A 21,292-nucleotide genomic window follows, 5' to 3' on the forward strand; every position below is an offset into this window, starting at 1 on the left:
TCGCAAAGTCAATCGTCAATTATTATTAACGCTAAGGTTCGCTAGGGTTGTTAGTATACAGAATTTATCAGTTCGCAAAGGCACTTCGTTCAGCTAGGACCTTAGTGTACACATTGCTGAGTGAAACTCCTCTGCGATCGTTCTTGAATAGAAGGAAATGGCTTAGTGTACTTCACGTTAAAATATCCCGAACCACGAAACCCCGAACCACGCAGTAAAGTCACGAGCGCAGCGAATTGACCATTCACCATTGACATTTATTTATCATAATTCTTCATGATGTACTCAAAATAATGAATCATCTTCAGATAGTTTTCAATGCTAAGATATTCATTGGTACTGTGAATACTTTGCTGTTCGGCACTGTTGATCTTAATCGGCATGAATCTGTAGACGTTTTTGCTTACAATTTCATATTTACCGGCATCAGTTCCAGCCATGGTAAGATATGGAGTAACAATAGCTCCGGGATGGATTTCTTTCACTCCGGCTTCTATCATTTTAAAAGCCTTTGTGTTGGTTGGAGAAATAGCAGAAGCTTCTCTTGTATTGTCAATTTCTTCTACCTCAACATCAAAACCTTCAGTCGCTTTAGCAATATGATCTCTTACATCTTTCACCGAATTTCCGGGAAGTAATCTGAAATTAACCACAAATTCCACTTCGGGAGAAAGGACATTGGTTCCATCACTTCCTTTCATCATCGTTAAAGCTGTTGTGGTTCTAACCAAAGCATTGGTTGTATTATTTTTGGTAAGCTGGGAAATCAATACCGGTTTTAAAAGCCATTGATTCGCCAGTGCCATTCTTGTGGTAAAAGGCATTTCACCACCGATATTATTAAAAAACTCTTTGATTAAAGGGGTAATGACAGGTTTCATCTGGTGATCTTCCAGACGCTGCATGATAACAGCAGCTTTCCCGATAGCGCTTTCCATAGGAGGCATAGAAGAATGTCCGCCCAATCCTTTTACTTTTATCTTTGCGGAAAGAAAACCTTTTTCAGCACATCCTACTACGGCAACATCTGTATCAATTCCTGCCACATTTCCTTTTCGCATAATTAACCCGCCTTCGTCATAAACGGCATCGAACTTCAGTCCTTTTTTCTTAAAATAATCGGCAATCTGAATCGCTCCTTTTTGTCCGCCTACCTCTTCATCGAAACCAAAAGCCAGATAGATATCACGCTGTGGAATCTGTTTGTTTTTAATCATAGAATTCATGGATTCCATTAAGGAAAAAAGCATTCCTTTCATATCTATGGCACCTCTTCCGTAGATTCTTCCGTTCGCAACCGCTCCTGAAAAAGGAGCAAATTCCCAATCTTCCGCTACTTTTGAAACGGGTTCCAAAGGTTTATCATCAGGACGGAATACGTTTGGATCATTATTTTTGATATCAGCATCTCCTGGAGGAACTACGTCCATATGGGACAAGAATAAAATAGGTTCCAAAGACGGATTGCTTCCTTTAAGTCTGAACACTAATCCGTATTGATTTACTTCAACATTTTCTGTGTTCTGATAGACTAACGGATAAGATGTTTTTAAATAGGTTTTGAACTGTTCAAACGGTGCATAATCAAATTCACCCAAACTTCCTGTAGAAACGGTAGGTACTTTTATTCCTCCTGAAAGCCTCATGACTGCAGAATCATTTTTTATGGGTTTCCAGCCCTCTCCTGTCCCAATCGTATTTTTCTTAAACGGATAAGTGTAGGTTTTGATCAATACAACAGCAGCCAGAATGACAACGATTCCCAAAAGGATTAAAAGAAATTTTTTCATAGCGGATAGTTTGTGAAGTGATTTTATTCTATAAATATAACAAAGTATTTGGTCATTAACAATTTTCAGCCTGTTCTGCTCATCATCTATAGGCAACTAAAAAGGCTCTCTCTGCAGAGATAGCCTTAATGATGTCATCAAAAATTTAAGATTGGGATTGATGGATTATTTGTTCTTTACCCGCAATATCCAGTGAATAATATCATTCAAAACCAGTTCTGTATTTCCAATATTACAGTGGTTTTCAGCGGAGTCACTTTTAGTATACATTTTATAGCTGAGTGATTTTACATTGGGCAGAGCATCAATTACTTTTTTGTACAATTCCACAGGAATAAAATGATCTTCATTAGAACCCAGCAATAAAAAGTCCTGAGTAATCTGATGTCCTATACTCTGCATTTCAAACTTTCTGGTTTGGTTGAGATAATCATAAGGTGTATCCACATTCATACTGAACATTCCGTGTTGTATGGCCCATTTTATCAAGGGATCAACTTGCATTTTTGCTTGAATCAACGTATTTACCTGATCTTTTTCTCCCATATCCATTAAAAGTTTTAATTGTTCCGGTACTTTACTCAATACCACTTCATAAAAATCCGGCATAATTCCCCATGCGACTACTCTTTTTATACAGTCTTCAAAGGCGGCAGCCCTCGGAGCAAGCATTCCGCCCAAAGACAATCCGATAATCGTCACATCATCCAACTGATAAGCATCCAGAATGGCTTTTACCGGCTTTTCCCATTCGTGCGTAAAATGAATTCCAGATTCTCTTAACGCTCCTCCCTGACCTGGACCGTCAAATAAATAAACAGCAATTCCTTCTGACAAAAACCGTTGAACCAGCGGGAGAAATTCTTCCATATAAGAATCATTTCCTCCGTGAATAATGACGGTATCTTTTATTTCTGTTTCCGGAAAGCCTATCCAGACAGGCAGTTTTCCATGATCATATTCTACCTCATCTCTTCTGATTTTTGTTTTAAAAATATCCTGATACCCTTCGTAGAATAAAGATTTTGATTTTGTATAAAGCTCCGATTTGTCCCATGATCCGTCAGCTTCAAAAAATTCTGCCATTCTGTAATATCCGGCCGCCTTAGATTTCTGCTGACTGGCTTCTGCTTTTTCAGCAAGAGTCTTCATTTCTCTTACCCAGTCTTCTGTAGTATTGATTGCCGGAGCAACACTTCTGATCTCTTCCAGATCTCCTCCTCCCCACATCAGGGTACGATTCAGCTGAAAATTAAAATTGGCCTCATCGTGTAATTGGTACGTTCCTTTTTTCATTATGATTCTTTTTTGGTGAAAAACCGGCTGCCTGTATTTCTTAATTCTTACAGACATGCCTTTATAAGCTTAATTTTTATCGAAATTAAGTTTATGATTTAGCTTTTCTTTTAATCTGGATTAAAAAAGGATCATGATCGTTGAGCTCTTATTTTGCTCAGTTGCTGCCTGGTCATTCCCAGATATCCGGCAATATATCCAAGATTGATTCTCTGAAGCAAACCAGCATTTGAAGCCACAAAATCCTGATAACGCTGATCTGTAGATTTTATCCGGTCATCGATCAGCCTTTCGCCCATTGTGATTAGACTTTCAGCAAAGAGATCTTCCATCAGCTGCTGTATTTCAGGATTTTTTGATTTTAATTTCAGCAGTTGATGATAAGGTAAACGAAATATTTCACTGTTGTCTTCTATGGCTTCAATTCCAAACGGCACCGGTTTTCCAGACAATATACCCGATAAAAGACCAATAAAATGGCCATCTGAACTAAGCCAATGGGTATGGTCCATCGCTTTATCATCGTAATAGAAAATGCGGGCCACTCCTTTTCTGATATAAAATAAATCACGATGAACCTGCTCCACATCCATTATTATTTCTTTTTTCCGATAGGTAGTAGCATCAAATACCTGAGTAAGGATTTCAATTGCCCTGGAATGTTTCTGGCTGATCATAGCTGATGGGATTTACAAAGGATAAAGATAGTTTAAAGGTACTCTTTATCATTCAATCTCATACTATTCATTTTTTTGTCCCCTTAGAGAAGTTTTGATCGTCATGAAAGTAAAATTTTATATTATGAAAAATATTCTGCACATTATCTCCAGCGCAAGAGGAGATCTGTCTTACAGCAAAGGACTCAGCTCAGCTATTGTCGAAAAAATTTCACAACAAAATAATATCCGTCAGATTACGGTACGGGATCTGGTGAAGGATATGCCACCGCTAGCGAATGAGGTATCCATTCATGAGTTTTACAAACATCCGGAATCGTATGATGAACAAAGCAAACAGCTTCTTTCGTATGCCAACAGGATTGTGAATGAACTCCGTGAAGCAGATATTATTGTTATGGGAACACCCATGTTTAATCTGGGAATTTCTACTCCTTTGAAAGCATGGCTGGACCAGCTGATCCGGGCAGGTGTCACCTATATTTTTGATGAACATTGGAATCGTGTGGGACAGTTTAAAGATAAAAAAGTATATCTCGCTGTTGCTTCGGGAGGAAGAAGGACAGAAGGTGCTCCGGATTATATTTCTGCTTATCTCAAAGATGTTTTAAGGATTTATACCGGAATTATGGATGTGGAAACGTATCGTATTGAAGGGACTATGGAAAATGGGTTTAAAGCAGATTACGAAAGTATACTGAAAGAGTTTTGATGGTGCATAGTTTTACGTATTATTTTTAACGCAAAGTTTTCAATTATTAATATTGAAGATAAGGGAGCAAAGAGGGAATCAGCAAGATGATTAGATGAAGCTTGGGTTAAAAAAACACCTATTATTTTGTTTTTAACGCAAAGGCGCGAAGTCTATTACTACCGCTATGTTTTTCTAGGCGCAAGAAAATCAAAGATTTTCAGCAAGGAATGATAATAAAACCTTAGTGCCTTTGCGATTTGCTAACTATGCAATAAACACCCTTTTGTTTAATTCAGGATTTCGTTCATTTCGGTTAAAATGATCGGTTTTCCATCGGTGATTACGATGGTATGTTCATGTTGAGCCATATAGCCGCCTTTATTGCCTACCATTGTCCAGCCGTCTTTTAATTCTACAGCGATATTGGAATCGGTGGAAATAAATGTTTCAATAGCCACCACAGAGTTTTTCTTGAAACGTCTGGAATCATAGCGGTTTCTGTAGTTCAGCAATTCGTCAGGCTGTTCGTGTAAGCTTCTCCCTACTCCATGGCCTGCAAGATTCTTAATAACTTTAAGGCCTCTTTTCTTGGCTTCTGTTTCCATTAAATGTCCTATGTCTGCTATTTTTACACCGCCTTTGATATTGTCGATAGCTTTTCTTAAAATATCTTTGGAGGCCTCCACCAATTTTTGATGTCCGTGAATATCTTCTCCAATCACGAAGGAACCTCCGTTATCCGCCCAATATCCATCCAATTCTGCAGAAACATCAATATTGATCAGATCGCCTTCTTTCAAAATCCTTTGATCTGTTGGAATCCCGTGACAGAATTCATTGTCCACACTGATACACGTCCACCCTGGAAATCCATACGTCAGATAAGGTGCTGATTTTGCTCCGAAACCTTCCAGTATTTTGGCTCCATATTCGTCCAGATCTTTGGTGGTCATACCGGGCTCAGCGTAATCTATCATCTTCTTCAGCGTATAGGCAACAGCCTCACTTACTTTTTGCATTCCGAGCATCTGATCTTCGTTGGTAATTGACATCGTTTTGTTTTGATTGTTATTGAGAACTACAAAGTTAGGAAATTAAAATATTACTGTATGCCCTGTTTCCATTACTTACATCTATTTATTGAAAAAATAGTGATTACCCCCTCCATCAACCCCCTCTACCCCCTTGGGTAAGGGGGTAGATCCAGTTATACAAGGGGCTAAAGGGTGTTCCATAACGGTCTCCAGCTGCTTAAATAAGGGGTGACAGGCACTTATAGAACGGTATAGAGACAGTTAAGGAAGGGGTGACAGGCTTTTCCGAAGAGGCTGAAGAGGGTTCAATAACGGTCTCCAGCTACTTGAATAAAAGGCTACAGGGACTTATGAAAACGGTTGAGACGGTTGTGAAATAGTTATACCTATTTGATAAAGTGTCCGGAAATACTTACAATAGTGTCTGAAGGCATTTCTTAAATGGCTGCAGACAGTTTACAACATGGTTATAGCAAATTAATGAGCGGCTGCAGACACTTACCGGAGTGACTCAAAGCACTTCCGAAGTTGCTGGAGACAGTTTATAAACCAGTTGCCGACACTTTAATTAGTGGATAAAGGATTTATAGAACCGTCTCTAATTCGTTAATCAAGGGGTTTGAGGCAGCCTATAAAGTATTGAGTGTTACTTTAATAACCGAGTAATGACACTTTCCTAACCCATAATAAAAGTACGAGCAATAGTTGTGACTATTATTTTTATCACTAACATACACCAATGAAGGTTAGAGCTATTTCTCAACATACTATTTTTGAAACTTACCGAAAAAAAGGAATAATATCCAAAATAGAACACCAAAAATAATATCCCAAAGTATGTTGAATGATTTTGTATCATGAGGTATCAACCTACTAAAAAGTAAATCAATTATTATGATAACTCCACAAAACTTCAATAAATATATAATTGCTCTAATAATATTTCTACTCTCCATCATTATTTTGTGCTCTGTATTCTATTCTTTTCAGCATTTTCATAATAATTTCTGTACTGGTAAATATAGAAGTTTTTTATTATGCTTTCAAAGTGAGGAGACTTTGTACAATAAAAGATCCATGTAAATGAATAAAACCATTACTTGCGCAGTGGTTTTTCATTCTATTCACGGACACGAGCGAGGCGCTCGCGCCAGCGGGGTGAAATGTATAACTGATTTTCACAAACCATTACCTTCCGTAAAATCTCTTTTTAATTTATCTTTAAAATCTTCAAAGTTAGCATGAAAAAAATAGGGTGGAGGTGTAGCAAACCGAAATATTAGCTCGTCCATAAAAAAAGCAACTCTTTCCCAACAGTTATCTTCGTATTCATCAAAGTTATACTTATGATGTATATTCTTGCTAAATTCAACAAAATCTTTTTCTGTCAAATGATATTTATTTTTGTACAGATTTATGAATTCAAATATTGAAAAGAAGAAATCTCTATACTGATCTATAGTGAGTCTAGAGAGATTTTCTGGGTTAAATTCAATATATAATTTTTCTAAAATTTTTCTTACAATAACATCTCTTTCTTCCATATAATTTCTTTACCATTTTTTATAAACCATTACCTTTCGTGACATTTCTTTTCATTTTATATTTGAGATAATTTCTATACTAGTAAATATAACGGTTTCTCTAGAATAGATAGTAAAAGCCACTGCAAAAACAGTGGCTTTTTGTTTTATTTACAGACACGAGCGAGACGCTCGCGCCAGCAGGGGATCTATTAATAAGGTAAAGTGCCATTACAAATAATGGGAGCTTGCTGATACTCTTCAGATAGCTTATCAATTAAATATTTTTCATTTATTGAATTTACTCCAATTCCTAAATATATAGAATCATTGTTAATAAGAATCATTCCTTTAGGATAATGAGAATTGTTTTTATTTAAGAAATAGAAGTCATATTCCCTGCTGGGATCAGATAAAATAAATGAAAACATTTCAAAATAATCATCAGTTTCAAACTCTATTTTTCCCAAGTATTGAGGATATCTAAAAAATTCATCTTTAGGTTTAAATCCGATTAACCAGTTTTTCATGAAATCATGTATCACCTCTTTTTCGATTTTATTAATGTGTATATAGAGATCTGTTAATTGAGATTCATTAATATCAATAAAGTTTTTAACAATATATAATGTACGATTATCCAATCTAGACAGAATAATTTCCATTATTTTAATATAATAGTCAATAGATTCATATGATAATCCTGCTGTAAACACAACCAGTTTGTCATTTTTTTTTAATAAATAATAAGTAAATACTAGAAAATTTTCTATTGCTTCGCATGAATTTAAATGATCATCTTTAAAGCCTATTATATTTTCAATTTCATCTTTTAGTTTTTCCTTATCTTTTAATTTATCATAATTATTACCATAAATTTTAACTGCATTTTCAATAGGAAAATTAACGGCAGTAAAATCTTTATTATCAATTAAGCTTTGATAATCACTGTCTATATCTATTACTGTTAAGCTCATATTCAATTATTTAGTGTTTAATTTGCTAATTGGTATATTGTAATTTCTCAAATCAACTTTTGTCTTATCAACCCCCTTAAGAATTATTTTTATATTTTTTATATCTCCTGTTTCAATAGCATATCTAATTGCTGCATTCATACTATGATTTCCTTCTGTTAAAACTGTTTTTCCATCAAGAGTTATAAATCCTCCTCCTGGCTTATTAAATGTTCCAGCTTTCATCTGTCGATAATACCCTTCAATTATTTCTTCAGAATTTTTGGCCAAGCTCGATGGTCCACCGCTATAAAAATTAGCTTTCTCAGCAAAATCTGCTATCCTTTTTCTCATTGCTTCTTTAGGTCCAATAAATTTCCCAACATGTCCTGTTCCCATTCCAGAGCCTATCAACCCATGTTCTGCACCCCATCTAATACCTCCTCCTACATTACTTCGCATATAACCTGTCATTTGACCTCTGAGATCATCCATTCTTGCCTGTCCTTCTGCATCCAAAACAAAAGCATTTCTTGTATGGGTATCAAACCAACCAGATAAAGGACCTCTAATATTTTTCTGAACCCAATTTGCTGTTCTTTGTCTAAATCTGCTTAAGCCATTTCCTGGTGGATCTTCATCCCCGGTTTCTTCAGGCTCTCTTCCATCTGGATCAATAAATCGTAAAGGATTATTAAACGCATAATTGTAAGGACTATGTCTTGTCATCTTCTCAGCTAACGGATCTAAAACTCCCCATCTACCCAAATCCGGCATATAAAACCTAGCTCCATAATCATACATTCCTGTCTCTTGCAGTTCCTTGCCGTTGTACTTATATTGATAAGCATTCAGAGTAGTCGCAGTATAATTATGCAGTAATCCAAAAGGATAATAAGTATTTATTTCTACAATTTCTCCTGGTTTCCAAATACTGATACAGCTTGGTGGATTAAAAGGATCCCATGGAATATCTTCACATTGGCTCTGAAAATATTGCCTTGGTTGTATTACACCATCTTTATTGGTATCTGTATAACTTAATCTTACATTTCCTAAATGATCTGTATAATTATAAATATATTGATTCAATAACGCATCAGAATACCCTTCTGAGGTAGGGATAATCCTTAACTTTATTTCGGCAACCTCGCTAGGGTCATCAATAACACTTATATCTGTTCATACAACTGATGATTCTGATGGTTTTGTGCTTTTATACTGGAAGCCATCCAGATAATGCGTCTCCAGATCTCCAAAAAGCTTCTTTACTTTTACCCCGTCTGCTCTGTAAAGATAGCTTGTCAATTTTGAGTTTTGGGTAATCTCATCTGGTAAATTTAAATAATTATATTGGATGGAGAAATATAATTATTAACCAGTTATATATATAAAAGCCACTACAAGAGCAGTGGCTTTATTCTTACCTGCCACACGAAAGATTCGTGCGGTAGCAGGGCATTGGCAACAGCAATTATAATAAGCTGGAAAATGGTCATAGAGAGTTATCTGTAGAGGAACTCCTGAAGCTTTCAAAGCTTTTTAATCTGACTACAGATCAGATCCTGAACTATGAAAATATTATTCCTGAAGAAGTAACCATAGAGGATAAACCGGACTTTGAGAAGCTGCATCTGATTAATCAGCTGGATGAAGAGGATAAGTCCATGATTTTTAAAATGGTAGATAAAATGCTTACTACTAAAAAGTTTAAAGATTTCTTTAATAAAAATGTAGCTTCGCTATAATAAAGAAGTAAGGCCCAGCCTTTTATCTGGTCTTCATAAAAACTAAAAATACTGCCTATTTGATAAGCAGTATTTTTTTATTTGAGAATATCTTCAGGCTGTAAGATGACAGCGTTTAATTTCTTTTATTGGGCTTTAGCTTCTTATTCTCTTCTTCTAAAGCTTCATTCTGCTTTTTCAGCAGTGCAATATAATCATTCAGGTTATCTAAAATATGATTGGGAATACTGCAATAATAGTTATAGTTTCCGGAGTTATCATTGAACGTCAGATTATCATTATTCTGAACAATACTGGAAGGTTTTTCTTCTTTGATATCTTCCACCGGAACATCTAAAGCTTTAGCCAGCTTCTCCCATTCATCATCATAAATCCTTACATCACCACTTTCTGTGCGGCTGTAATTGGATACATCCGTTGATATAATCTTAGACATATATTCCTGGGTATAGCCCCGCTGTTTTCGTAAACTCTTTAGCTTTTCCATCATGATTTTTTATTCATTACCACAAATATAAAAAATTCAAACCTTTTATTTACATTGTTCTGTTTTGTATTTGAAAACAGAACAATACAAAAACCACCACAGTTGCAGTGTTTCTATGTTTTAAGTGAAGACTAATCTGTATAATTCTTTGAAAATTTCACTCCTTTCTTTTTCAAAATATTTTTAATTTCTTTTGATTTTTCTTGGGGTAAAATTTCAACAACTTCGTTTTTACTATTTAACGTAATATGCCAGTTTGTTGTGTTATATGTAATAGCCATTTTAGCTAAATTAAGATTTTCATAAGGAATCTCTTTAAATGTTTTTTCTAACAAATAAGACTTATCTAAATCTTCACTAATAATTAATTTATATCCATTGACTTCATACACTTTAGAATATTTAAAATCCATTAATAATGCTGGATTTACAAAACACAAATCAATCCAGTAATTTCCATTTTTAGCATTATCACTTTGAGCACCGATAATGATGATATTCGTTTTTGGATTTATTACTTTTTGTTGATTTCTAAATTCTATATAGCCAGTAACAATGTTTCTCGCTGTATTATCCTCTTTATTGAAAACAGCTGTACTGCAACTAATTATTAAAACAAAGAAGATTAGTAAATAATATATATTCTTTCTCATTTTTAATTCTTTTTACCTCCAATAAATGTTGCATTTTTTGAGTCATATTTAAAATACCCTTTCCCTGGCGTTGGCCATTTCCAAGTACCATATTGATATGTATTTGTAATTTGAGGGTTATTACTTCTAAAGTTTGCATCTCCTTGCTTTAAACCATAAGTCATTATTGGAACATTATTTATAAACCTATCATTCCAACCTGATGGACCCACGTTTGCACCAGGCGGATGGGAGTGTACATTTTCAAAATGGGTTCCATCTTGTATAATATGTCCTCCAAAACTATATGCTCCCAACATAGCACCTGCATTTACACTTTGATTAACAGAATGGTTAGTACTTACAATGCTTGTACTGTATCCATCACTAAAATTAAATGTATCTTGAGAAAATTCCACTTTTGTGTTTTCTGCTGCAAATTCAAAGAATTGAGTTGCTACATCATAGTTCTGTATTTGCAAATAGCTGTATGTTGAACTTGTGCTACCTTCCAGCCCATCACTTTCTGGCAAATCAAAAGCTAATGATTTCATATTCCCTATCTGTGAATCTCCTGTAGGATTCTTTTCTGTCACATTTGTACGGGCAATCTGGATAGATTTAGATTCATCTTCGTTGGTAATAGTATCATAGGCATTATTGTCTTTTGTTCTTTCTATGTTACCATTGTTAAAGATCTTAATCTTATCTTCTGCCTGCATTCCATCTGGATCAATAAATCGAATAGGATTATTGAAAGCATAATTATAAGGACTAAATCTCCTTGTTTTCTCCGCCAATGGGTCTACAACTCCCCATCTACCCAGATCCGGCATATACATTCTTGCTCCATAATCATACATTCCGCTTTCTTGAAGCTCCTTGCCATTGTACTTGTAATTCTTATAACTTCCCGATCCAAAGAATGCATTTCCGGTTTTCAGATGATTCATCCCAAATGGGTAATAATCATTGGCATCTGTGATTTCAAGAGCGCCTGCGCTATTTCTTGCAAAACTTATCCTTGCATTTCCAAGATGATCCTTATATTGGTAAATATAATAGTTTTTGATGATGAAAGAGCAAACACCACTGCCGCTGCAGTGGTGTTTTGTTTTATTTATGGACACGAGCGAAACGCTCGAACTAGCGGGGACTTTGCTTAGTGGTTTTTTTATTCTAAAATCTTTTTATAACAATTCTCCCCATTATGGTAACCAAAGCAAAGTACAATATTCTTATCTTTTTTTTCAAAAAAAGTAGTATAGGTCATATCAATATCATTCACATCTTCTGGAAAGGCAATTAAATCTTTATCTAAATTTAAATAAAAATCAGAAAACTTTATTGAAGAACCATCTAATTTGTATTTCGAATTGTAATTCAATAATTTCCTCCCTTTTATATTGTAAATCACTCTGTTATAAATCCCACCCTTGTTAATTGTTAGAGTGTCATAAGTATTCTTGTATGACATGGGTGAATATTTTCCATATACATCTTCATTAGTAATATTTTGGCACGAAAATAAAAATGGTAATAAAATTAAACTTATACTTTTTTTCATATTTATTAAATTTAAGATGTTCGATTTAAAATCTAGGTCTTGTTAATATAGATGGTAGTGTTATAGCTTGTTTAAAAACATTCTTTAAGGTTGGGTTAATTACTTTTTGTTGAACTTCAGAATTACTTTCAGTCCATATATAGGTCTGATAAGTTGTACCATGTGCATCATTTGGAACACTTCTTTCGTGACTTTCTGCTATTCTATAAAAAAATGATTCCATAGATTTTGAATCAGTCATTAAAAAAAGTGTTTCATCTCCTAATTTATACCAAGATACATTTGATCTTCCCCACATTTGTTCATATCCATCAAAATTTGCAGTAAATGGATTTGTTTGGAAATAATCCATTTTTATAACTCCTTTTGAATTTTTTGAATTTAGTACATCCTTTCTTGCTAAAGAAGAATATGGAGACGATAACTTATTTAAAGAAGCAAAAGGTCCATTATTTGCATCATTAAAATCACTAAACAAACTGCGAGTAGGTCCTGTTCCATTAAGATACTCATCTGTTATAGTTCTCCAACTTACATCCTTTCCTCTGTGAGTATAACCTCTAATAATGGATTCTCCGCCTTTAATAATATTTGAAGCTCCACTTTGTCGGCTAACCATTTTAGTATCTCCGTTTCTTTGATGGTAAAAATCGATTTTATTTCCACCTAAGTTACTAATCATCTTACCATTTTGATCATATTCATTATTTGGCATACTGTTCCTATAATTCACAAATGCCTGCTGCGCAGCGGCTCCCGAAAGAGGCTCTCTTCCATCCGGATCAACAAACCTAATGGGATTATTGAACGCATAATTATAAGGGCTATGACGAGTCATCTTTTCCGCCAATGGGTCTACAACTCCCCATCTACCCAGATCCGGCATATACATTCTTGCTCCATAATCATACATACCACTTTCCTGAAGCTCCTTACCGTTGTACTTGTATTGATAAGCATTCAGAGTAGTCGCAGTATAATTATGCAGTAATCCAAAAGGATAATAAGTATTGATTTCTACAATTTCTCCCGGTTTCCAAATACTGATACAGCTTGGTGGGTTAAAAGGATCCCATGGAATATCTTCACATTGGCTCTGAAAATATTGCCTTGGTTGTATTACACCATCTTTATTGGTATCTGTATAACTTAATCTTACATTTCCTAAATGATCTGTATAATTATAAATATATTGATTCAATAACGCATCATAATACCCTTCTGAGGTAGGGATAATCCTTAACTTTATTTCGGCAACTTCGCTAGGGTCATCAATAACACTTATATCTGTGCCTACAACTGATGATTCTGATGGTTTTGTGCTTTTATACTGGAAGTCATCCAGATAATGGGTCTCCAGATCTCCAAAAAGCTTCTTTACTTTTACCCCGTCTGCTCTGTAAAGATAGCTTGTCAATTTTGAGTTTTGGGTAATCTTATCTGGTAAATTTAAATAATTATATTGGATGGAGAAATGTAATTATTAACCAGTTATACATATAATAAAAGCCACTGCTCTTGCAGTGGCTTTTATTCTTACCTGCCACACGAAAGATTCGTGCGGCAGTGGAGGACTTGTTAGTCGGATTTTTTATTATGGAGTATTCCATACTTCATTCCAAGTTATAAAAAAATTATAGATGATATAAATAATGAAGGAAAATAAAATAATTAGAGGTATTACAGAATATAATAAATTAGTTCTGTCATTCTTATATTTGAAAGTATTACTTATAAAAAAAATGAAAAACATAACCATTCCAGGTATAAAAATAATCCAGTTTAATATAAAATCAATAAAAGATCTTCCATCTCCAATATTCCTGATTAGATAGAAAAACAAAGAAAATACTAAAAATATAAGTATTAAGTTTTTAGGGTATTGAATCTTTTTTAACATATTAATATTTTCTTCCTTTTTTAATTGCGCTTTGATCCGCTCCAGAGTCCAAGCTTCCTTTTCTCAACTCATTTGCTTGTGAACCTGCAGAAACTTCTATATCTGTTAATCCAATTTCTTTTGTCCAATTCCCCCACATAAAATTCCCTGCATCATAAAGATTGTAAACATCATTTGTCCCTTCAAATTTAAAGAATGCATCATCTTCTACATAGTGTGTTCTAAAAACTCCCCCATCTTCTGTTAAACCATTCTTTCCTCCTTCAACTTGATTTGCTAAAAAACTATGTGTAAAATCAGCATCATTATGAGATTCAAAAGCAATCATTGCATTTGCCAATCCATAAGCTGCCGCTTTCATTTCATTACTTGGCACTGTTACAACTGCACCTCTAGCTTTTTTTATTTCATCATTTAATCCTACACTATTTACAGCTTTATCTACTTGTCCTGAGCTTATAGCATAAAAAACCCTATCTCCTTTTTTAAATTCAGAATTTAAGAATTTATTGTCAACACCTTTTGGGTCATTAAATTTAAGCTCATTTCCTTTCATATCAAAAAACCTATTAGGTTGATTATTTGGTTTTACATATTGAACTTTACCTGAATTATTAACTGTAATATCATTTTTGGGTGCTCTTCCGTCCGGATCTATAAATTTCACCGGATTATTGTAAGCATAATTATAAGGACTATGCCTAGTCATCTTTTCAGCCAGCGGGTCCACCACACCCCATCTCCCAATATCCGGCATATAGAACCTAGCTCCATAATCATACATTCCAGTCTCTTGTAACTCCTTGCCGTTGTACTTGTATTGATAAGCATTCAGAGTAGTCGCAGTATAATTATGCAGTAATCCAAAAGGATAATAAGTATTTATTTCTACAATTTCTCCCGGTTTCCAAATACTGATACAGCTTGGTGGGTTAAAAGGATCCCATGGGATATCTTCACATTGGCTCTGAAAGTATTGCCTTGGTTGTATTACGCCATCTTTATTCGTATCTGTATAACTTAATCTTACATTTCCTAAATGATCTGTATAATTATAAATATATTGATTCAATAACGCATCATAATACCCTTCTGAGGTAGGGATAATCCTTAACTTTATTTCGGCAACCTCGCTAGGGTCATCAATAACACTTATATCTATTCCTACAACTGATGATTCTGATGGTTTTGTGCTTTTATACTGAAAGCCATCCAGATAATGAGTCTCCAGATCTCCAAAAAGCTTCTTTACTTTTACCCCGTCTGCTCTGTAAAGATAGCTTGTCAATTTTGAGTTTTGGGTAATCTTATCTGGTAAATTTAAATAATTATATTCAATAGAGGAAATCCCTTTATCCAAATGTTTAGTCATATTTCCATTCCCATTGAGATTTCCATTATCATATTCAATAGAATTAGGAACAGTAAGATAAGGATAGCCAGATGGATTCTGCTGTTCATCGGTTACTTTTATCAGCCTGTTTCCGGAGTAATCATATTTAAGATTATCGATGCTTAATGCCACGGTGCTTCCCGGAAGGACACCTCCTGATCTTTTAAGGCGTGTAATATTTCCGTTAAGATCATATTCCGGCTTTTCAAAATACTCTTTAGCAGCTTCTGCTCCGGCTCTCTGATAGAACCCTGCTGACAACCTGTTTAAACTATCATAAACATACCCATATCTTTTCAATGGTTCATTATCTTCTGTTAAGGTTTTCCATGATACCTCAGCAATATTTCCGTTATATTTCGGTTTTACCTTTAAATCAGAAAAATCTGAGTTAGGCATTTCCAACCCTTCTACCTGATTATAATTGATCTTATAACCAAACAGATCGCTCCCTAAGTTGGCAGGGTCATTGATCTTTGTCATCCAACCCCGGATATTGTATTGGTAATCTATGGTCTGTAATGGGGATGCAGCAGCCGTTCCACCTACTTTCTTAGATTCTAATTGGGAAATTTCATTGTATTTATTCTGAGCCAGGTATTCAACAGAGTTACTGCCCACCTGATGGGTATGGGTCAGAAGTCTGTTCTGAAGATCATAGGTGAATTTTTCTACGATAGCCTTTTCAGGATCTGCAGCAAGCCTTTTATGGTAGGTATTAGTCTGAAGGATAACTCCTGTAAAATCAAGTTTATTGTTGACCACGGTATATCCTCCTAAATGATTGTTGCTTCTTGAACCGATGTTTCTTCCTTTTGTATCGTACCAGACAAAATTTCTGGTCCATTTATCATCTTCTATATTTTTGATATAGGAGGCGGTAAGGAGTCCTTTGGTCGTTTGTGCATTTGCCGGATTATCGGTAAGAAGAGGCTGGGCAAATACATTGGTAACCGCAGAGGAGCCTACAGGATAGGTATCATAATAATTAACACTTAATACCTGGCTAACATTGGAAGGAGTGGAAAGCTTGGTATAGTATACCGCCATGCCGTTTAAGGTAAATCCAACGGCAGCAGTTCTGGTTTCATATAAAACGGTATTGACATTGGCACTGTTTTGTATCGATGCCCTGCTGGCTGTATTATTGGTGATTCCGGTGTAGATGGTTCTTCCAAACTGGTCATACTTGGTAAAGAGCCATTGTCCTTTTCCTTTAAGCTCGGTATCCTGAGTCAGAATAAGCTGATCAGCTTTATTATACACCATATATTCCCAGCCTTTTCCGGGAAGTTTTTTTTCTACTAAACGGTTTTTTGTATCATATTTATACTGGTAACATAAATCATTCAATACGGTATTGGGATCTGCTGTTACAGAAGCTTTGGGAGGGATTACAAATGCTAATTGGTTATAATCATTATAAACATAATAGGTATCTGCACTTTCTGTAACACTGATGACTTTTCTCACCAATACAACCTGCCCTTGTCCATTTTTAAATTCAATGGTTGGGTTTCCGTCTTCATCGGTAACGGTATTTTTATACAGCTGCCCTATTCCGTAGGAGCCGGATAAAGTTAGTTGAGAGGTAAAAGTGGTGTAGTTAAAAGTGGCATTATATTTTTTAACCTCACCATCGGCATTGACGTCATATCCAAATTGTACGGGTTTGTTATCCCATGCAGTTCCCACTTGTTTTTGTGCTAAAACACGGTCCAGTGGTGAATTTTCAAAGATTTTCTCAGAATAAATCTTCTCTGACCCATAAAGTCCTGGCTGAGTGGCATTGCTGAGTGGGGAAGTATAAATAGCTCCATTCTGTGTAGCCTGTTGAGGAACTGGAAGATAGTCTTTCACCTGTCTCCCGAACTGGTCATATTCTGTATGAGTAACAACATCTTTTCCCAATGGAGATGCTTTTACATTGACAATTTGTTTAGGTCTTCCCAATCCATCAAAATACTGAACGGTTTCTGAGCTTTTAACATTAGCCAACGTAGGATCTGATAAATACGTCTTTGAATAGACATAATTTTCTGTATTGGTAAGCTGCGCCTGGGCAGTTCCCATTATAAGAATTCCTATAGGAATTATAAGTTTTTTCATGATTGTGTTTAGTTTTTATAATTGTATTTGAATTCTTTCAGCGTTTTATAAATTATATTTCCACTGCTGTCTTTTTCCTGCTGACGGATTTCTTGTAATCGGTTCGATGCATCATAGATATAAACCCCACTAATCCCTGAGGGTGGTGTGATGCTTCTTACGCCTACTAATGGGTCATAGGTATAGGTGGTAATCTGATAAGCGGATAATGCCGTATTAGCTCTGAAGGTATTTAATGCTGACAAAAAGGCTGTTTCATCATTGTTGGGAGCTGCCAAAGCATCTGTATTGGAAGCATTAACGATCGCATCCATTAATGATTGTTGGATGTCTGTTAATTTGGCGCCTTCTATTTTGGCAATAGGCTGAGTTTGGTTGTAACCCCAAACGATTACGGTTGAAAGACCATTTTTTGCGGTGTATTGTTGTAAGTTCCCTTTGGAATCGTATTGATCATAAGTGATGCTCTTTTCCAATGAACCATTTGCAAATGAGGTTTGCACTTCATTAGGTAAAAAGGAAACGTTTCCTGTCCATTGATTATTATACACAATTTTTTTGACGTCAGTCAAAATATTATTATTATAACTTTCTATTTTTTCAATTTCAGAAATCCTATTTTGTGAATGAGGTGAATTTCCGGTATGATAAAAATATTTTGTTTTTAACTGAGATCCGTCTTCTGCCATACTAATATGCTGGGAAATCATTTTATTTAATGGATTGTATTCAAAAGACTCATTTCTTTCTGTAACCTTCTGAATTCCATTGTCATAAAAAAAGCTTTTAGTTTGTTTTGATGATAGTTTTGTCCAACCATAGGCATCCACTAAGGAAACATTTTCCATATATTGAAGGGGATATCCCGGTAGATTTCCAGACATAAAAAAATTGTGTAAATCAATAGGGATCCCCATATTAACTTGTTGCAATGCCGTAACATAAGCATCATAGTTACTGAAATATCCTCCATCAAATCCTAACCCATCGGGCCTAAAAAAACGATGACCATAGACTTCTTCATGGTTTTCAAATTCATAATTAAAATTACTTTCTGAAATTTTCTTTAAAAAATTATCAAAAATTATTTCCTTCTTTAAAAGACCTCTCTTATAATCTATGTTTTTACTTGGGACAAAAGGTCTTTTTATATTTGCTAATGAAATTTCTTCAGGATAGTCTATTGGAGATGTATATTCTTGTTCAATTTTTCCTTTTTCTGTTTCAAAAACAGTCACATATTTATATCCAACATCAGAGCCGTGCGTATTAATTAATGATGTGTTATTCAATGATGTTGTTGTTATAAAATTAATTACTCCAGCTATTGCTCCTTCTGAAAAGAATGGAGCATCTATACACGAAGTAAGAATTTTTGTTTTCCTTGGATAACTAAAAACCGGTTTGATAAATGATAAGGCCCCACTACTTTTTTTACTATCTCCTAACCAATTGTAGTTATATTTTTTCTCCTTTTCAGGGACAATTGTACTATTCATATAACTTATGTACAAATCGTTTGAATCATTTGAAAAATATCCTATTTTAGAAACTCTGTTACCACCACCGAATAAATATTTATTTTCTTGTTCTGCTGCTGTATAATATTCAATAGATAAATGGTCTACCCCATTATAGTTTAAATTCAAATTAAGCCTTTTTACAGCATACTGTACATTTTTTTCCAGGATAATCTCTTTACAACAATCATTGTTGGGTTCAACACAAAAAAAACTGTTAACCAAACTATACTGCCCATTGATTATTTTAAATAAACCGATACTTCTATTCCAGGTATTGGGATCTTCAGGAAGCAGGATATCAGTTCTAAATACAGCTCTTCTATCTTTAGTGTGAATGGGAAGCAATTGAAAAGCCGAATTATCGAATGATTTATAATCGGAATTCAGATGAACTTCATTTAATGTATTTTCTTTAAAATCCGTAACGGGTTCATCTCCAATATAAGAATAGGTATTACTTTCAAAAACAAAAACAGAAGAGCCACCTGTTGGGTATTTTACTTTATTTAACAGATCTAAAGTACTTGTCTGCGGATTAGGTGTTCTGATTGTTGAAACTGTCTGAGCATTACAATTGTTCGTGATAAGGTTAAAATTCCCCCAATAATCAAGAGCAATTGTTCCGTTTAAATTTTGATTGTTTTCATTATAGGAAAAAGTATACTTTAATGGTTGTGTATTGACTCCAAAATCCTCAACAACCTCTTTTAGCATCAATCTATTCTTTATGATATTAGAATACCCATAATTAAAACTTACTTTTTTAATAGCTCTATCATTAAGGTCTTTAAAACTGATATTCTTAATTCTTACCACCTTATCATAAAGAAGTATATCTGAGTCGCTTCTATCAGTAGCATATTCAAATGATATTTTAGAATAATCAGAAACTGTAATGTTCTTTATTTTTTTCACTTTAGTTCTTGAAAGTGAATTAACGATCTGCTGTGCCGGTTGGACTTCATTAAAGCAATTGTATTTTGAGTATTTTGAATAATTTCCATCGGGATATTCATTATCAATAAAATTAGAACTCCTATTGACCTCCATAAAATCATTATCATAAAAATCATACTGAATCAAGCTTTTATCATTGGGATCTTTTACTTCAACCAAATGAAATGAGCTGATAAATTCTGTATTGGAGGACATGGATGAACTTGGATTAAACAAACTTCTGTTGTCAACAGCCTGTGTAGTACTTGTTGTTTCAGAAACATTAAATATATATTGATACCCTTTTTCATCATAAATTGTAAAACCAGTAGGTATATAAGGATTGTTATTAATAGTAGAATAATGATTGATAATCTTCACTCTATAATCGCTCAAAGGGACAGCCTCTAAAATACCAGCCTGATTCTTTTTCAGATAAAAACGACCGGAATTTCCCATAAAATTAAATTGCCACAAATCATATTCTGTATCGAACTTGCCCTGTTCTATTGTTTCCCAATAATACTTATTTGCTTTATAAGGATCACTATATGCAAGTTGAGAAAGAACGCTAAGGTCACTATTATAATAATTATTATCATTAGTAAGATTATCATGATAGAGTCCAATTTTAGCTTTTATAACTCCATTATTTCCATGAACAAATATTTCATCGGGCAACCCTCTAACAGTTCTTGAAACAGTTCCTCCGGACATCATACTCCATCCCAATCCCGCTTCTCCTGCAATATTATCTGCTTTAACATTTGCCTGGTGATATTTTAACGATACCTCCAGATTAATATCTTTGGAGTGAGTGGGAACTGAAAACAAAGGAATACCAATATCAGGAGTACCAGTGTAATTATTAACCGGAACTTCTTCAAATTTCATTAAGGCTGCAATCGTAGGAGAAGGCGGAATTATTTGGGGTAAGTCTGTTTTAATATCAGGTGTTGATTGAGCATAGATATTACTTGCTAAAATACATAGTGTTGCAATAGTTATTTTTTTTCTTTTCATCAAT

General features: G+C 34.5%; 15 protein-coding genes and 1 pseudogene. 2 read left to right on the plus strand and 14 right to left on the minus strand.

The window, feature by feature from the left end:
• Positions 1-257 precede the first annotated feature (257 nt).
• The 3 genes from ACMA47_RS11820 to ACMA47_RS11830 all read right to left on the minus strand — a co-directional run bounded on the left by ACMA47_RS11820 (position 258) and on the right by ACMA47_RS11830 (position 3,763).
• Entirely contained in the window at positions 258-1,790 is a 1,533-nt protein-coding gene (locus ACMA47_RS11820) for a M20/M25/M40 family metallo-hydrolase (RefSeq protein ID WP_413929939.1), read from the minus strand.
• A 165-nt stretch (positions 1,791-1,955) separates the two neighbouring features.
• Positions 1,956-3,086, minus strand: coding sequence for an alpha/beta hydrolase (locus ACMA47_RS11825; protein ID WP_413929940.1), 1,131 nt, complete (start codon positions 3,084-3,086; stop codon positions 1,956-1,958).
• Positions 3,087-3,217: 131 nt separating this feature from the next.
• A complete protein-coding gene (locus ACMA47_RS11830) occupies positions 3,218-3,763 on the minus strand; it encodes a Crp/Fnr family transcriptional regulator (RefSeq protein ID WP_413929941.1) in 546 nt (181 codons plus the stop codon).
• Between the two features lie 124 nt (positions 3,764-3,887).
• Here ACMA47_RS11830 and ACMA47_RS11835 point away from each other — a divergent pair, with 124 nt between their 5' ends.
• Positions 3,888-4,475, plus strand: a complete 588-nt coding sequence (locus ACMA47_RS11835) for an FMN-dependent NADH-azoreductase (protein WP_413929942.1) — start codon at positions 3,888-3,890, stop codon at positions 4,473-4,475.
• 269 nt (positions 4,476-4,744) lie between these two features.
• On the opposite strand, the gene map is transcribed toward ACMA47_RS11835, so the two are convergent.
• The 4 genes and pseudogenes from map to ACMA47_RS11855 form a co-directional block, all read right to left on the minus strand.
• Positions 4,745-5,509, minus strand: coding sequence for a type I methionyl aminopeptidase (gene map, locus ACMA47_RS11840; protein WP_413929943.1), 765 nt, complete (start codon positions 5,507-5,509; stop codon positions 4,745-4,747).
• A 1,160-nt stretch (positions 5,510-6,669) separates the two neighbouring features.
• The gene (locus ACMA47_RS11845) at positions 6,670-7,035 is read right to left on the minus strand and encodes a hypothetical protein (protein WP_413929944.1); all 366 of its coding nucleotides are present in this window, start codon (positions 7,033-7,035) and stop codon (positions 6,670-6,672) included.
• A gap of 191 nt (positions 7,036-7,226) precedes the next feature.
• Complete coding sequence (locus ACMA47_RS11850; RefSeq protein WP_413929945.1) at positions 7,227-7,991, minus strand: hypothetical protein; 765 nt, start codon at positions 7,989-7,991, stop codon at positions 7,227-7,229.
• A 624-nt stretch (positions 7,992-8,615) separates the two neighbouring features.
• A pseudogene (locus ACMA47_RS11855) lies at positions 8,616-9,332 on the minus strand (RHS repeat-associated core domain-containing protein); the annotation flags it as partial.
• 98 nt (positions 9,333-9,430) lie between these two features.
• On the opposite strand from ACMA47_RS11855, the gene ACMA47_RS11860 reads away from it, so the two are divergent.
• Positions 9,431-9,718: a helix-turn-helix domain-containing protein gene (locus ACMA47_RS11860; protein ID WP_413930124.1), complete on the plus strand. Its 288-nt coding sequence runs from the start codon at positions 9,431-9,433 to the stop codon at positions 9,716-9,718.
• A 115-nt stretch (positions 9,719-9,833) separates the two neighbouring features.
• Here the strand turns inward: ACMA47_RS11860 and ACMA47_RS11865 are convergent, their stop codons facing one another.
• From ACMA47_RS11865 to ACMA47_RS11895, 7 genes are all read right to left on the minus strand, one after another.
• A complete protein-coding gene (locus ACMA47_RS11865; protein ID WP_413929946.1) occupies positions 9,834-10,208 on the minus strand; it encodes a helix-turn-helix domain-containing protein in 375 nt (124 codons plus the stop codon).
• 128 nt (positions 10,209-10,336) lie between these two features.
• Entirely contained in the window at positions 10,337-10,858 is a 522-nt protein-coding gene (locus tag ACMA47_RS11870; RefSeq protein ID WP_413929947.1) for a hypothetical protein, read from the minus strand.
• Positions 10,859-10,860: 2 nt separating this feature from the next.
• Positions 10,861-11,967, minus strand: a complete 1,107-nt coding sequence (locus ACMA47_RS11875; RefSeq protein ID WP_413929948.1) for an RHS repeat-associated core domain-containing protein — start codon at positions 11,965-11,967, stop codon at positions 10,861-10,863.
• A gap of 44 nt (positions 11,968-12,011) precedes the next feature.
• A complete protein-coding gene (locus ACMA47_RS11880) occupies positions 12,012-12,404 on the minus strand; it encodes a hypothetical protein (RefSeq protein WP_413929949.1) in 393 nt (130 codons plus the stop codon).
• A gap of 25 nt (positions 12,405-12,429) precedes the next feature.
• Complete coding sequence (locus tag ACMA47_RS11885) at positions 12,430-13,821, minus strand: RHS repeat domain-containing protein (RefSeq protein WP_413929950.1); 1,392 nt, start codon at positions 13,819-13,821, stop codon at positions 12,430-12,432.
• Positions 13,822-14,305: 484 nt separating this feature from the next.
• Positions 14,306-17,806, minus strand: coding sequence for a DUF6443 domain-containing protein (locus ACMA47_RS11890; RefSeq protein ID WP_413929951.1), 3,501 nt, complete (start codon positions 17,804-17,806; stop codon positions 14,306-14,308).
• Positions 17,807-17,814: 8 nt separating this feature from the next.
• Positions 17,815-21,288 (minus strand): hypothetical protein, encoded by a 3,474-nt coding sequence (locus tag ACMA47_RS11895; RefSeq protein WP_413929952.1) that lies wholly within the window; start codon positions 21,286-21,288, stop codon positions 17,815-17,817.
• Positions 21,289-21,292: the final 4 nt, after the last annotated feature.

Source organism: Chryseobacterium sp. T20, from assembly GCF_047345655.1.
Taxonomy (GTDB): Bacteria; Bacteroidota; Bacteroidia; order Flavobacteriales; family Weeksellaceae; genus Chryseobacterium.